The organism is Peribacillus sp. YIM B13482 (assembly GCF_042787975.1).
Classification (GTDB): Bacteria; Bacillota; Bacilli; order Bacillales; family DSM-1321; genus Peribacillus; species Peribacillus simplex_A.
This window is the reverse complement of sequence record NZ_JBHZPF010000001.1, coordinates 53818-67583: the sequence shown is the minus strand read 5'-3', so window position 1 is coordinate 67583 and position 13766 is coordinate 53818. Positions and strand designations below refer to the sequence as shown.

At 41.9% G+C, this 13766-nt stretch carries 16 protein-coding genes; 10 read left to right on the top strand and 6 right to left on the bottom strand.

Going from position 1 to position 13766, the window contains the following annotated elements:
- Positions 1–39: 39 nt before the first annotated feature.
- Genes ACFX4L_RS00370 through thrB form a run of 3 tightly spaced genes read left to right on the top strand, consistent with a single transcriptional unit; the run spans position 40 to position 3337 of the window.
- A complete protein-coding gene (locus ACFX4L_RS00370; protein WP_284469328.1) occupies positions 40–1338 on the top strand; it encodes a homoserine dehydrogenase in 1299 nt (432 codons plus the stop codon).
- Positions 1335–2396 carry a threonine synthase gene (gene thrC / locus ACFX4L_RS00365; RefSeq protein ID WP_061465467.1) on the top strand — a complete coding sequence of 354 codons (1062 nt, stop codon included), beginning with the start codon at positions 1335–1337 and terminating at the stop codon, positions 2394–2396. The genes ACFX4L_RS00370 and thrC overlap by 4 nt, the downstream gene beginning before the upstream one ends.
- Positions 2393–3337 carry a homoserine kinase gene (thrB, locus tag ACFX4L_RS00360; RefSeq protein ID WP_284469329.1) on the top strand — a complete coding sequence of 315 codons (945 nt, stop codon included), beginning with the start codon at positions 2393–2395 and terminating at the stop codon, positions 3335–3337. The genes thrC and thrB overlap by 4 nt, the downstream gene beginning before the upstream one ends.
- Before the next feature lie 193 nt (positions 3338–3530).
- Here thrB and ACFX4L_RS00355 read toward each other — a convergent pair whose 3' ends face one another.
- Positions 3531–3767, bottom strand: coding sequence for a NifU family protein (locus tag ACFX4L_RS00355; RefSeq protein ID WP_034310199.1), 237 nt, complete (start codon positions 3765–3767; stop codon positions 3531–3533).
- Positions 3768–3934: 167 nt separating this feature from the next.
- On the opposite strand from ACFX4L_RS00355, the gene ACFX4L_RS00350 reads away from it, so the two are divergent.
- Positions 3935–4264, top strand: a complete 330-nt coding sequence (locus tag ACFX4L_RS00350) for a YuzD family protein (protein ID WP_377403506.1) — start codon at positions 3935–3937, stop codon at positions 4262–4264.
- 99 nt (positions 4265–4363) lie between these two features.
- On the opposite strand, the gene ACFX4L_RS00345 is transcribed toward ACFX4L_RS00350, so the two are convergent.
- Positions 4364–5431, bottom strand: a complete 1068-nt coding sequence (locus ACFX4L_RS00345) for an NAD(P)/FAD-dependent oxidoreductase (protein ID WP_061465464.1) — start codon at positions 5429–5431, stop codon at positions 4364–4366.
- A 301-nt stretch (positions 5432–5732) separates the two neighbouring features.
- Here ACFX4L_RS00345 and ACFX4L_RS00340 point away from each other — a divergent pair, with 301 nt between their 5' ends.
- On the top strand, positions 5733–5969 hold the full coding sequence (locus tag ACFX4L_RS00340; protein ID WP_061465463.1) for a YuzB family protein: 237 nt from the start codon (positions 5733–5735) through the stop codon (positions 5967–5969).
- Positions 5970–6036: 67 nt separating this feature from the next.
- On the opposite strand, the gene ACFX4L_RS00335 is transcribed toward ACFX4L_RS00340, so the two are convergent.
- Complete coding sequence (locus ACFX4L_RS00335; protein ID WP_377403502.1) at positions 6037–6822, bottom strand: DUF2225 domain-containing protein; 786 nt, start codon at positions 6820–6822, stop codon at positions 6037–6039.
- Between the two features lie 138 nt (positions 6823–6960).
- Here ACFX4L_RS00335 and ACFX4L_RS00330 point away from each other — a divergent pair, with 138 nt between their 5' ends.
- Positions 6961–7323 carry a HesB/IscA family protein gene (locus ACFX4L_RS00330; RefSeq protein WP_061465461.1) on the top strand — a complete coding sequence of 121 codons (363 nt, stop codon included), beginning with the start codon at positions 6961–6963 and terminating at the stop codon, positions 7321–7323.
- 380 nt (positions 7324–7703) lie between these two features.
- Here ACFX4L_RS00330 and ACFX4L_RS00325 read toward each other — a convergent pair whose 3' ends face one another.
- A complete protein-coding gene (locus tag ACFX4L_RS00325; protein WP_377403499.1) occupies positions 7704–8696 on the bottom strand; it encodes an NAD(P)/FAD-dependent oxidoreductase in 993 nt (330 codons plus the stop codon).
- A gap of 465 nt (positions 8697–9161) precedes the next feature.
- Between ACFX4L_RS00325 and ACFX4L_RS00320 the strand changes: the two genes are divergently transcribed.
- From ACFX4L_RS00320 to ACFX4L_RS00305, 4 genes are all read left to right on the top strand, one after another.
- Positions 9162–10379: an NAD(P)/FAD-dependent oxidoreductase gene (locus ACFX4L_RS00320; protein WP_061465459.1), complete on the top strand. Its 1218-nt coding sequence runs from the start codon at positions 9162–9164 to the stop codon at positions 10377–10379.
- Between the two features lie 249 nt (positions 10380–10628).
- Positions 10629–11111: an NUDIX domain-containing protein gene (locus ACFX4L_RS00315; protein WP_375166192.1), complete on the top strand. Its 483-nt coding sequence runs from the start codon at positions 10629–10631 to the stop codon at positions 11109–11111.
- Between the two features lie 108 nt (positions 11112–11219).
- Positions 11220–11537 (top strand): YuiB family protein, encoded by a 318-nt coding sequence (locus ACFX4L_RS00310; protein WP_061465457.1) that lies wholly within the window; start codon positions 11220–11222, stop codon positions 11535–11537.
- Between the two features lie 130 nt (positions 11538–11667).
- Positions 11668–12363: a 3D domain-containing protein gene (locus ACFX4L_RS00305; RefSeq protein ID WP_061465455.1), complete on the top strand. Its 696-nt coding sequence runs from the start codon at positions 11668–11670 to the stop codon at positions 12361–12363.
- Between the two features lie 64 nt (positions 12364–12427).
- Here ACFX4L_RS00305 and ACFX4L_RS00300 read toward each other — a convergent pair whose 3' ends face one another.
- Both ACFX4L_RS00300 and ACFX4L_RS00295 read right to left on the bottom strand, forming a co-directional pair.
- Complete coding sequence (locus tag ACFX4L_RS00300) at positions 12428–13216, bottom strand: cobalamin-binding protein (RefSeq protein WP_284469337.1); 789 nt, start codon at positions 13214–13216, stop codon at positions 12428–12430.
- Positions 13217–13225: 9 nt separating this feature from the next.
- Positions 13226–13708 (bottom strand): divergent PAP2 family protein, encoded by a 483-nt coding sequence (locus ACFX4L_RS00295; RefSeq protein ID WP_061465453.1) that lies wholly within the window; start codon positions 13706–13708, stop codon positions 13226–13228.
- Positions 13709–13766 lie beyond the last annotated feature (58 nt).

The window sequence follows — 13766 nt, the reverse complement described above, 5'->3', positions numbered from 1 at the left end:
GTTTTCTTCAGGTAAACAGTTCTTAAGGGGGAACCAAATATGAAAGCCATCTCGATCGGTTTATTGGGGTTAGGTACAGTCGGATCAGGAGTCGTACAAATCATCGAAAGTCATCAGGACAAGCTCACGCATCAAGTGGGCTGTTCCATATCCATTAAGAAGATACTAGTCAAAGACACGACGAAGGAGCGGCTTGTCGATATTGAAAAAGATATGTTAACTGACAATCCTGAGGATATCCTTTCGAATCCCGAGATTGATGTTGTAATTGAAGTTATGGGTGGAATTGAAGAAACACGCGGTTATCTGATTGAAGCAATAAAAAATAAAAAGCATATCGTTACGGCCAATAAAGACCTAATGGCTTTATATGGACCGGAACTGCTGGAATTGGCCACAGAGAATCAATGTGATTTATTCTATGAAGCAAGTGTTGCAGGCGGAATTCCGATTTTACGCGGTCTTGTCGATGGATTATCTTCTGACCGCATCACGAAAATGATGGGAATCGTCAATGGAACGACAAACTTCATTTTAACGAAAATGAGCAAGGAAGGCAGAGCTTATGATGACGTATTGAAGGAAGCTCAGGAGCTGGGATTCGCTGAAGCCGATCCTACAGCCGATGTAGGAGGATTGGATGCTGCCCGTAAAATGGCGATACTATCCACACTCGGGTTCTCAATGAACATTGGCTTGAATGATGTGGATGTACAGGGCATCACCGAGATATCCGAAGAGGATTTGAGATATAGTAAAAAGCTTGGCTATACAATGAAGTTGATCGGCGTCGCTTCTAGGGCAGGGGATAGGGTCGAAGTAAGCGTCCAGCCTGCACTTCTTCCGGAGTCACATCCGTTAGCATCGGTAAATAATGAATATAATGCGGTATACGTTTATGGTGAAGCTGTAGGGGAGACGATGTTTTATGGACCAGGAGCGGGAAGTTTGCCGACCGCGACTGCAGTCGTTTCGGATATGGTGACGGTCATCAAGAATATGAGGCTGGGCGTAAATGGCCGTAGTGCGGTTTCACCGCAATACCCGAAACAATTAAAAGCTGCAACTGAGATCTTCGCTAAGTTCTTCATTCGATTGCATGTTCAGGATGAAGTTGGCGTTTTAGCCCGAATCACGAATTTATTTGCCGAGCATGGGGTAGGGTTCGATAAAATCCTTCAATTGCCGCTGGATGAAAAGGAATCTTCCGAAATCGTATTAGTTACGCATACTGCCACATTGGCTGCGTTTGAGCAAATAATACAGAAATTACATGATTACAATATGGTAAAAGAAGTGAAGAGCACATACAGAGTTGAAGGAGAGGACATCAAATGAGCTGGCAAGGACTTATAAGCACATATAAAGATTTTTTACCTGTCAATGAAAATACACCTGCACTATCCCTTTTGGAGGGTAATACACCTTTAATTAGACTGAATCGATTATCCGAAGAGTGGGGAATCGACTTACATGTAAAATATGAAGGGGCGAATCCAACTGGATCTTTTAAAGACCGCGGAATGGTCATGGCCGTCGCCAAAGCGATCGAAGCGGGTAGCGACACGATCATCTGTGCTTCTACTGGGAATACATCGGCTGCTGCCGCAGCTTATGCCGCTCGTGCCAACCTGCGCTGTATCGTTGTCATTCCAGAAGGCAAAATAGCAATGGGCAAGCTCGCTCAAGCCGTTATGTACGGAGCAGAAATCATCTCGATCGAAGGGAACTTCGACCAGGCTTTAAAAATCGTCCGTTCACTTAGTGAGAGCTCACCGATAACTCTTGTGAATTCGGTCAACCCATATCGGATTGAAGGGCAGAAGACAGCGGCTTTCGAAATTTGTGACGCTCTCGGCTCTGCACCGGATATATTGGCGCTCCCAGTCGGCAATGCAGGTAATATCACGGCTTACTGGAAAGGGTTTAAAGAATATAATGAATCGAAACAAACGGGCCTTCCTGAAATGAGAGGGTTCGAAGCGGAAGGTGCGGCTGCAATTGTCAGGGATACCATTATCGAAAACCCCGAAACGATTGCAACTGCCATCCGGATTGGTAATCCAGCCAGTTGGAACTTCGCTGTGGAAGCAGCAAATGAATCCAAAGGTAAAATTGATGAGGTGACAGACGAAGAAATTCTGGAAGCCTATCATTTCCTCGCTAAAAAAGAGGGAGTATTTGCTGAGCCAGCATCATGTGCCTCCATTGCAGGCATCTATAAACAATTAAAAAGCGGTGAAATCAAAAAAGGAAGCAAGATCGTTGCTGTACTTACAGGAAATGGATTGAAAGATCCGAATGTGGCAGTCGATACAAGCACGATTCAACCGACATTGTTGCCAATGGATGAAGAGGTCATTTTAGAACATCTGCAAGGTGTGAACCAGGCATGAGTGCAGATTCCGAGATGTTCTTGATCCGTGTACCAGCGAGTACGGCCAACTTAGGACCAGGATTCGATTCCATCGGCCTGGCCTTAGGACTTTACTTGGAAATACACGGATCTACATCAGATCATTGGGAAGTCGTTCCGCTCTCAGAAGAGATGTCTGTTTTTCCAAGGGATGACCGTAATTATATCGTCCAAATTGCCAAGAAAACGGCTGCTTTTTATGGAAAGGAACTATCCCCATGCCGGCTTTTCGTCTCTAGTGAAATTCCACTGGCACGGGGGCTTGGAAGCAGTGCCTCTGCCATTGTAGCTGGTATTGAATTAGCGAACATCGTTGGTGAACTCCATTTATCCGATGAGGAAAAGAATAGGCATGCTTCCCTCTTTGAAGGGCACCCGGATAATGCAGGGGCATCTGTGTATGGTGGAATGGTTGTGGGTCTGCATACAGAGGAAGGAACGGATGTCGTTTCGTTTCCGATCGAAGGAGTTAAGGTGATTGCAGTCATTCCCAATTTTGAATTGCTTACTGAGGATTCAAGAGATGTCCTTCCTAATTCGCTTTCCTATAAAGAAGCGATAAACGGAAGTGCAGCCGCCAATGTTTTGCTTGCGGGAATTTTATCCAAAGATTGGAAGATTGTTGGTAAAATGATGCAAAGTGATCGTTTCCATCAACCCTATAGGGCGCGGTTAGTCCCTCATTTAGCACTTATAGAAGAAGTTGTCCATAAAGAAGGCGGATTTGGTACAGCCCTAAGCGGAGCAGGTCCTACTGTTTTATGCTTGGCATCCGCAGAAAAATGTGAAAGTGTGTTCACGGGATTGAAGGGGAAATTTCCGGAATTTCTTGTGAAAGAGCTGGAAATCGATAATGATGGCAGCCATACGGCAATCCTTTCGGAACAAGAAAAAAAGGAATTGAAATTTTTGAAATCGTAAGCCATGCTTGATTTAAGTAGATTATAAAAAAGCTGACCCGCGTCAAGCCGTATCAAATCATTTGATAGGGCAAAAGCCGAGTCAGCTTTATTTTATAACAGTCCAGAAAAGGTTCCGGTCTGCATGAAAAAGGTTGAACGTTTATAGATGAGGTGATCCTTCATCCATACGCTGCATGTTATTTAAAGGGCTATTAGAAAACTTGTTCAACTTCCACTACACCAGGGACTTCTTCAAGAAGGGCACGCTCAATCCCAGCTTTTAGCGTAATGGTCGAACTAGGACAGCTCCCACAGGCTCCTAGTAATCGTAATTTTACAATTCCATCTTCTACGTCAACTAGTTCACAGTCACCGCCATCACGAAGAAGAAACGGACGAAGTTTATCTAGGACTTCTTGAACTTGAACTTCCATTGTTTGTTCAGACATTGCAATCGACTCCTTTCCTAATCATATTATAATGCGAAGGTAGTAAAAAATCCAACTGTAACTTTGCGGAAATATAATCTATATTATTCTGGTAAGATGGAAACAGGTGAATGTTTCTTAAAAGTATGCAAAATGAAGTGAAAATACTAAAATGATGGAGGTAGAGTATGGTAATGAAAGAAATTGAGATAGAAGTGTATGGAGCGGAGCAAATTTGCGCGAGCTGTGTAAATCTTCCCTCTTCGAAAGATACTTGTGAGTGGCTTGAGGCTGCATTAACGAGAAAGTTCCCTGAGCAGAAATTCAAAATAACCTATATAGATATATACAATCCTCCAGAAAAGGTGAAGCAAAAGAGCTTTGCCATGAAGATGATCGAAGAAGATTTATTTTATCCACTGGTCCTCATTGAAGATGAAATTATTGAAGAAGGAAATGTGCGGCTCAAAAAAGTGGTAGAAACTATGGAAAAACATGGATATACAATGCAGGTGTGATATATAATGGAAGAAAAAAGAAAATGACCCATAAATAAGCTGCGCTCAGCTCATTTATGGGTCATTTTATAAAATGTAATCGCATAAGAAGGTTTGGAATCAACCGTTATGGTATTTATACATCCAGAGAATGCCTGATTTCATTAATCGTGCCACTCTTCCCGTAATAGGGCGGTTTGCAACAAGACCAAAACCTTGTTTCTTCCCAAGAGAACCTAATGTCCCTTTTAATTTCATGGTAGGGAAGCTTTCTGGAAGTGGTTCATTTGCCCATTTTTTCACAAGGACCTGGACGATTTGCTCAGCTTGGGACTCCGCTAATTGAGCACTAGGTGCATGAGGCAGGCTTGCACAGTCACCGACCACAAAGATGCTGTCATTAGTAGGAAGGAAATGCTGAGGAGTCAGAACAGCTCTTCCTTGACGGTCTTTTTCAATATCCATATCACGGATGATTTTGCTTGGCTGAATTCCAGCTGTCCAAACGATGACGTCACTTTGAACTGCTTCGTCGCCATTATAAAGAAGGTTTGGCTCAACTTTGGTTATATTTGAATGATGGACGATATCGATTGTATGTTTATCGAACCAAGACTCGACAAATGTGCTTAATCTTTCTGGGAAAGCAGATAGAATATGCGGTCCACGGTCAAATAGCTTAACGTTTAAATCTGAACGGCTTTCAATCAATTCACTTGCAAGCTCAACACCGCTAAGTCCGCCACCTACGATAGAAACGGTTGCACCAGCCCCTAAATTATTCAAAGCTGAATATGTGCTGCGTGATTTATCGATTGTTTGGATACTATAGGTGTGTGTGTCTGCTCCAGGAATATTGTGGTATTTATCTTCGCAGCCAAGGCCGATGACTAAATCATCATAAACGACAGGGTCTTGATTTTCTATAATGACTTGTTTATTTTCCATATCGATGGAAAGTACTTCTCCGTATACGTTCTTCAAGCGAGGATGTTCAGGAAATGCAACACGGATGTGCTGATCAGGAATGGTACCTGCTGCTAAAGCATAATATTCCGTTTTTAAGCAGTGATAAGGATTACGGTCGATAAGCGTGATGCTCACATTTTCAGGAAGCTGATTAGGCAGCAATCTTTGCAACATGCGCATACCACCATACCCACCACCAAGTATGACTAAATTCTTCATATTATTTTCCCCTTTATTTGATCTCTTAAAAATTTGATAAATGCTCACTTGTGAAAACAACTATCCCATTATAGGATTTCCCCAAATGAACCTTTTAAGTTTATTTAAATATATATACCCCAATAGTAGTAAGAATAAAAAATTAATTAATATTCTTTTTTACGTACCCCGACAAAAGTATAACGAATATAAAAGGAAATCACAACCTGTATCTTAAAATCGGCTTATTTTATATGCGTAAATATTGACTGTAATTGGGAAAAGTAATAAGATGGTTTGTTAGTAACTGTGAGGTGAAACAATGTACCCGATTATTGAATTTTGTGTAAGCAATCTGGCTAGCGGTGCTCAAGAGGCTCTGGAAAGGTTGGAGCGGGATCCGAATTTAGATATCTTAGAATACGGTTGTTTGGGATATTGCGGCAAATGCTCCAGTAACTTATATGCGCTTGTAAACGGTGAAGTGGTTTCCGGTGACACAACGGATGAATTGGTAGATAAAATATATAAGTTCATTGATGAATTTGACATGTTTTAATCATCAACAACGTAAAAAGGCTGTTCCTGCCTGGGACAGCCTTTTCATTGCTTTATCCATTCATAGCTCAAGCAACGGGTGGGGAGTTGCCCTGTTCTTGCTTAATTTCCTGAAAGCGGTCCCTGGCCATCTGGATGATGGAGGTTTCACGGGCATTTCTTTGTCTTTCGAATACTAACGAAAAATACTTGATTGCTGCCTTTTCATTCCCTATTCTCTTGGAGATGTCGCCAGCGAGATATAGGATTCTGGCTTCAGATACCTGGGTACCGCTGAAGTCCTCCGTTGAATAGGATGCTTCATATTCCTTAAGTGCGAATCTCAAAAACCTTTTTTCTTGTTCCTTGGACCGATTGATCCTATTTAGCCAGGCAATCCGTAAATGGATTCCGGCCAGGATAATATGTTTTTCCTTTTTTAAAGCCCCGCAATAACTAGCCAGCTTGTAAGTATTGATAGCGTCTTTAATGGATCTCTCATTGCTGAAATGATGGGGAACCCACTTGGAGCTTACCTTTTCCATAATGATTTCCTTTGTGGCTTGAGGGAAGTACCGGGAGAAATCATCGGAATAGGAAAAGCCACAGTGAGGGCAAACAAAAATATTATAGTAAAGGGCATTAACGGCTGAATCAGCATAAATGGGGCAAAAGTCCGTGTCATATTTTGCTACTTTTACAAAATGCGATCGTACCCTTTTTGTGGTTGATTTTTGTTTGCATAGAAGGCATTCCATGTTTTTGTCATATAGAGGCTGTATATCTTCGATGGAGATTACCTCCCTTACTTTAAATTTTTTTGATTGGGTCAAAATATTCAGTCCTATATACCCACAAACCTTATTATAAACCATTTTTTAAATAATGTTGGTAAAATAGGTGCGGGAATATGAATTTTTTCAAGCCGGAAAATTGAGCGTGGGAAATTCTTTGGTATATACTATAAAGAGAAATAGTTCTATCTCACTTATAAGAAGAAGGAGGGATTTATTGTGAGTGAAGTTGTTCAAATAACGGAAGCTGCTGCTTTTCAGATAAAAGAAATGATGAAACAAAATGGTGAAGAGGGTTCCTTTTTAAGAGTGGCCGTCAAAGGCGGGGGCTGCAGTGGATTATCCTATGGAATGGGTTTTGAAAATGAGCCCGGAGAGAAAGATAGCCAGCTGGAACAGTTTGAAATTAAGATCCTTGTTGATAACGGGGATGCAGATATATTGAATGGAACGGTAATTGATTATAAACAAACGATGATGGGTGGAGGCTTTACGATCGAAAACCCAAATGCCATCGCTTCATGCGGTTGCGGGTCTTCCTTCAAAACGGCAAAAAACGCCGGTACGCCGGAGAATTGCTAACAATTTCTGTTCATTTGGAAAAGGGGGGGCACTTTAACAAGTGCCCCCTTCAGTTTGTTTGGGTTGAAGTGCCATGAAGGTCGAATAAAATCGTGGACGGTCGAAAAAAGTGCCATGAAGGTCGAATAAAATCGTGGACGGTCGAAAAAGGTGCCATGAAGGACGAATAAATTCGTGAACGGTCGAAAAAAGTGCTATGAAGGACGAATAAATTCGTAGACAGTCGAAAAAAGTGCCATGAAGGACGAATAAATTCGTGGACGGTCGAAAAAAGTGCGGGAAAGGACGAAAAAGTGATCCGATGGAAAACAGTTATCCACAATCATGGAATTAGGGAGAAAAAAACCGGCTTTAAGAAAGCCGGTTTTTGCGTAATATTATTAAAACATGGAAGAACTGTGCATGGGCTGGACTTTTGCTTTTGGGTCAATATATTGCTTGGCGTGATTGACAGCAGTGGGGGCCTCGCCAAAACCACTTGCGATTAATTTGACTTTGCCATCATATGTTGCGATATCACCGGCTGCATAAATTCCTGGAATATTCGTTTCCATTCTTGAATTCACCAAAATACTGTTCTTCTGGATATCAAGTCCCCATTCCTTAATGGGGCCAAGAGAAGAAACGAAGCCGTAGTTGACGATGACTGCATCTACCTCCATCGTCTCTGTATCTTCACCATTTGTATTCTTGATGACAACTGTATGGATCCGGCCGTCTGTACCAATCAACTCTGAAGGTATGTAAGGAGTCTTTATATTAACTTTTGAATTTTTAAGGTTTTCTACACTATGTTCGTGGGCACGGAATTTATCTCTTCTGTGAATGATGCTCACTTTCTCGGCGATCGGCTCCAGCATAAGTGCCCAGTCAACTGCTGAATCCCCACCTCCGAAGATCACCACTTTTTTGCCAGCAAAATGATTGAGGTCATCGATGAAATAGTGAAGGTTGCTGCTTTCATATTTTTTTGCATCATCAATTTCGATGCGGCGGGGTTGGAAAGCCCCATTTCCAGCTGTGATGATAATGGTCTTGGAATAATGGATTTCTTTATCCGTCGTTAACTTGAAAACTCCATCTGCTTGCCTTTCCACTTCTTGAACGGCTTGCTCCAAGACAACAGTCTGTTCAAACTTTGCCATTTGTTCTTTCAAATTATTCACTAGCTCCTGAGCACGCACTTTGGGGAAACCTGCGATATCATAGATGTATTTCTCAGGATAAAGGGCCGACAATTGTCCGCCTAATTGCGGTAGGCTCTCGATGATTTTTACGGATGCCTGCCTCATGCCGCCATAAAACGCAGTAAATAATCCAACTGGGCCTCCGCCAATGATGGTGATGTCATAAACTTTTTCGTTAACTTCCAACTTTATCCCTCCGATATACTAGGTTTGCTGAAATTTATTCTCTTATTTTAACATAGATAATCTTTTAAAAAACGGAGAAAGATTAGAAAAGTGAGAAAGTTTTGACTATAACGGGACGGTTACATTATGAATACTGTTCACCCCCTTTCATAAGTGGGTAAAAATACTCTTTACCAAGGTTGAACATATAGTATGAATATGGTCCTTCACGGGGTGAAAAGCATCGTTTTTCAGCTTTATTTTCACGCGAAAAAGTTCGGTTTGTTACTTGAAAAAGGTATGGAAAAAGACTAAAATTTACTTAGACATCATTTAGTGAATTTTTTATGACAATTTCGAAGTATTACGTGAAATACGTCACAAATGTATAAGAGTGCTTTTTATAATGGAAATTAAAAAGATAGACAATAGATTTTAGTTATGGAAAGCATCACAAGAAAATATCGTAAAGGTGGACGAATACTTTTGAAAAAGCCAACTATCGTTGTTTTAGGAGCAGGTTATGGTGGACTGATGACTGTTACTCGCTTACAGAAGGCATTAGGTCAAAATGAAGCTGAAATCGTATTAGTTAACAAAAATGATTACCACTATGAAACAACATGGCTGCATGAAGCATCTGCTGGTACGCTTCATCATGATCGTGTGCGCTATCCAATCAAAAGTGTCATTAACGGCAGCAAAGTTAAATTCATCCAAGATTCTGTTTTGGAAGTGAAAACAGAAGACAAAAAAGTCATCCTTGAAAAAAGCGAAATTTCTTATGATTACCTAGTGATTGGACTTGGACCGGAATCGGAAACATTCGGGATCCAAGGACTAAAAGAATATGCTTTCTCTATCTCTAACGTGAACACTGCACGTGAAATCCGTGATCATATCCAATTGCAATTTGCTACGTACAGTTCTGAGGTCGAGAAAAATGAAGACCGCTTGACGATCGTTGTTGGCGGAGCAGGTTTTACGGGTATCGAATTCCTTGGAGAATTAGCTAACCGTGTCCCTGAACTTTGTAAAGAATACGACATCGATTTCCAAAAGGTTCGTATGTACTGTGTAGAGGCAGCACCAGCCGTCCTCCCTGGCTTCGATCCGGAATTAGTGGATTATGCAGTTTCTTACCTTGAGAAAAAAGGTGTGGAATTCAAAATCGGTACACCGATCAAGGGGGCAACTCCTGAAGGTATCATCGTCGCAAGAGGCGAAGATGAAGTGGAAGAAATCAAGGCGGGGACCGTTGTATGGGCAGCTGGCGTGCGTGGTAATTCAGTGATTGAAGCATCAGGTTTTGAAGCAATGCGCGGACGTATTAAAGTGAACCTTGACATGCGTGCACCGGGTCATGACGATATTTTCATCGTAGGGGATTGCGCGTTGATCATCAACGAAGAAATTAATCGCCCATACCCGCCTACTGCACAAATCGCCATGCAACAAGGTGAAGTCATTGCGAAGAACCTGACTAAATTGGTTCGTAACGAAAGTGACCTTGAAACGTTCACTTTCGAAAACAAAGGAACGGTATGTTCACTTGGTGATGACAATGCGATTGGAGTTGTATTCGGCAAGAAAGTTACAGGCAAGACTGCATCATTCATGAAGAAAATGGTTGATAACAGAGCATTGCTAATGATTGGCGGAGCTTCCTTGGTTGCTAAGAAAGGTAAATTCAACGTCCTTTGATTTTTTCGATATATAAGTGATGGCCATTTGGGGATTGTCCCTGAATGGCCTTTTCAATGGCATCTATCGATGAGCGTGCCATGAAGCGGGGACGGGGAGTATGCACCTATCATATGTGGAATATAATGGGGGTAAGGATGACGAAGCACTAGAATAAATAATCCTCCCCTTTGACCGCATTGGCATTACGTATGTACTCTAGCGGTTTGGAGTTTACATAACTTATAATGAATGTAGGGGAAGTGGACTTTGGTGGAACGATGCAAAAATGTTTGGTTGGCAGTGTCCGGCCTTGTGATATCTGCTAAAGGCGAGTGGCTGGTCGTGAACAAAAGGTATGGCGGATTGAAAGGGCAGTGGTCGCTTCCGGCAGGTTTTGTCAAAAATGATGAAACCGTTGATGAAGCTGTCGTAAGGGAAGTGTTGGAGGAGACGGGCATTCATACAGAAATCGAAGGCATTGTTGGAGTTAGAAGCGGAGTCATCAAAGGGGATATAAGTGATAATATGTTGGTATTTTTACTTAAACCGATCAGTTTTGAAGTCACCGCTCAACTGGATGAGTTATATGAGGCTAAATTTTATGACCCTGATTTACTCATACAAGAGGGGAAGCAATCGTTATTATTGGAACAGCTTTTAGCTTTTAAAAAGGAAAGAGTGCAGACGATGCTTGATGGGTTGAACCCGGGAAATCATTTTGGCTATACATCATATAAATTATTCATGTGATTTGGGTAATTATCTTTTCTTCGGTATTATTTGGCATTAAGTCGTTGACGTAGCAATTATTTTTTCAGTAAACTAAAGGTGTCGCTTTTAAGGAGGGTCAAGAATAACATGCCATTGCCTGTTTTAATTATCTCAATACTCTTATTTTTCATATTGTTTTTCGGAATTGGCTTTTTGCTGAATATGCTCTTTCGTTCTTCTTGGATCATGGTCATCTTATTTCCAATCGTCTTCATCATCATTGTCAATGAAACAAAGCTAATAGAATATTTTAGAAATCCGGGAATATCTTTTTCTAATCTTGGAACGAACCTTACAGCCCTGCATACGGCAGACATCATTATTTTATCAAGCGGGCTGCTTGGCGCGGTTTTAGCTGGTGTGGTCATCAGGATTCTAAGGAATAAAGGATATCAAATGTTTTGATAATGGGAAGGGCCGTCATTTATGGACGGTCCTTTTTTTGTAAGAAAAATTGGATCTTTTCATGCTTTATGAATACTTTCACTCTGGAAAGGGAACAAATATCCTTGTGAGAGGAGTGGAATTAATACATATGAAGATTGTAAAGGCATTATTTTTGAGGGTTGCTATTATCATATTATTTATCTTGGCCATCGATTCAACCTTAAATCATGTTTTTGGGGCTATGCCTGAAGATCATCCTTTTGAAGGGGCAATGAGACAACATCGAATGCTTGGTCTCGAATATAAAGCGATCCATAGTGGAGGTCAAGTGGCAACGCTAATGTCATCCGCATCCACGGGCAATGGTGGTCCTACGACGATATTGGAGGCAATCGAGCTCTTGAAATATCCGAAGCATGAAGTTTTGGCTACAGGATATACAGCAGGGTATGAATCAACGGGAAAGTACCCGGAGAGCCCATCTTATGGAATCACTTATTCAGGTGTGAAGGTGAAACGGGATCTGTTTTCAACCATTGCCGCTGATCTTGCCGTATTCCCCCTCGGAACCATCCTTTGGATTCCGGGCTATGGATATGGGGTTGTAGCGGACAAGGGCGGGGCAATCAAAGGAAACCATCTGGATCTATACTATGACACCGTACAAGATGTGTACGAGAAGTGGGGAAAGAAAACCCTTGAAGTATATGTTGTGCAAAAAGGGAACGGCGAGTTATCTGAAGAACAGCTAAACAAGTTGAATGAAACCAAGATCAGGCAAGTATTCAAGCCTAAAATCGCCGGAAAAACATTGAACGAGAATGTATCTTCCTTTGCTTTTTAATGAAATGATGGAGTTAAAAAAGCTGCCACAATTGGGGCAGCTTTTTTGTTCATTCGAAACGCCCTTAAGCCATGCCTTTGTACTCCTCAGGATGCAGAGTCTTTGCCAATTTTGACAGCCCATCCAGTAAACGGGGGGAAGGCCGGCAGAATAAGGGTTCTTCCATAATGTGGATATTATTAGCCCGGACTGCCTTCATATCGGCCCAACCTTGCCGTTTCTTGACAAGCGCCGGGTTGACTTTTCGTAATGGGACACCGACCCAAGCTAAGCAAATATGGTCGGGATCCTTTTTCTGAACCTCCTCGGACGTGACTTGAATGCTTGCCATTTCCACATCTTCGAATAGATTATATCCTCCCGCAAGAAGGCTGATCTCGGATAACCAGTTAACTCCCCCAGGGCTGAATAAGGGATTTGGCCACCATTCCCAATATAGGGACGGCTTTGTTTCGATTTTGTCGGCGACATTTTTATATTGAAGGATGGCATCCCGGAATTTTGCTGCCTGCTCCTCTGCTTTATCATTAAGATCCATGGCCCCGCCCAAGGTCAGCAAATCCTTTGCGATATCTTCAAGTGATTGCGGATTGAAGATGATGTGAGGGAGGTTCCGTTCTTTTAATCCTTCAATATTTTTTTCCATACCCGGTACACTAAGGGAAGCCAGCACCAAATCGGGTTTCAGTGATTCTACATGATCGATATCAATCGATAAATCCGGCCCCACTCTAGGAAGGTGCTGTATGGTTTCAGGCCAATCAGAGTAGTCATCGATAGCGATCAGCTGATCTTCTATCCCTAGATATGTGCAGAGTTCCGTATTGCTGGGGCAAAGAGAGATTATTTTCAAATTGACCACCTACCCTTGAAAGATGAAAAAGTGAAGTGCTAGTGCAATGAATACTCCGGTCAAGGCTCCGAAAAATACCTCGATTGGCTTATGGCCCAACAGTTCCTTTAATTGTTGCTGTTTCTGTTTATCCGCTTTTTTCTGCCAGTTTTTTGCTTGCTCGACTAATGTATTGAAGTCCGTGACGAGCTGGTTCAAGACGGCTGCCTGTTCTCCTGCCTGCCGTCTTACTCCTGTCGCATCGAACATCGTGATGACGGCAAAGATCGCTGCAACGGCAAATACAGGAGAATCCATTCCGGTCTCAATCCCTACTGCTACGGTTAAAGCTGACACGGCCGCAGAGTGGGAACTTGGCATACCGCCTGTGGAGTTAAGAAGTGACCAGTTAACTTTACGAAAAGCTATGAAGTGGATGGGCACTTTAATGAATTGAGCAAAGAAAATGGCAATCAATGCTGCGATTAAAGGGAAGTTGAGAAATAATTCCAAGAGTATCAGCCTTCTTTCTAGTTATAAGTAACGATGAAATCCATATATGGGTAAATAA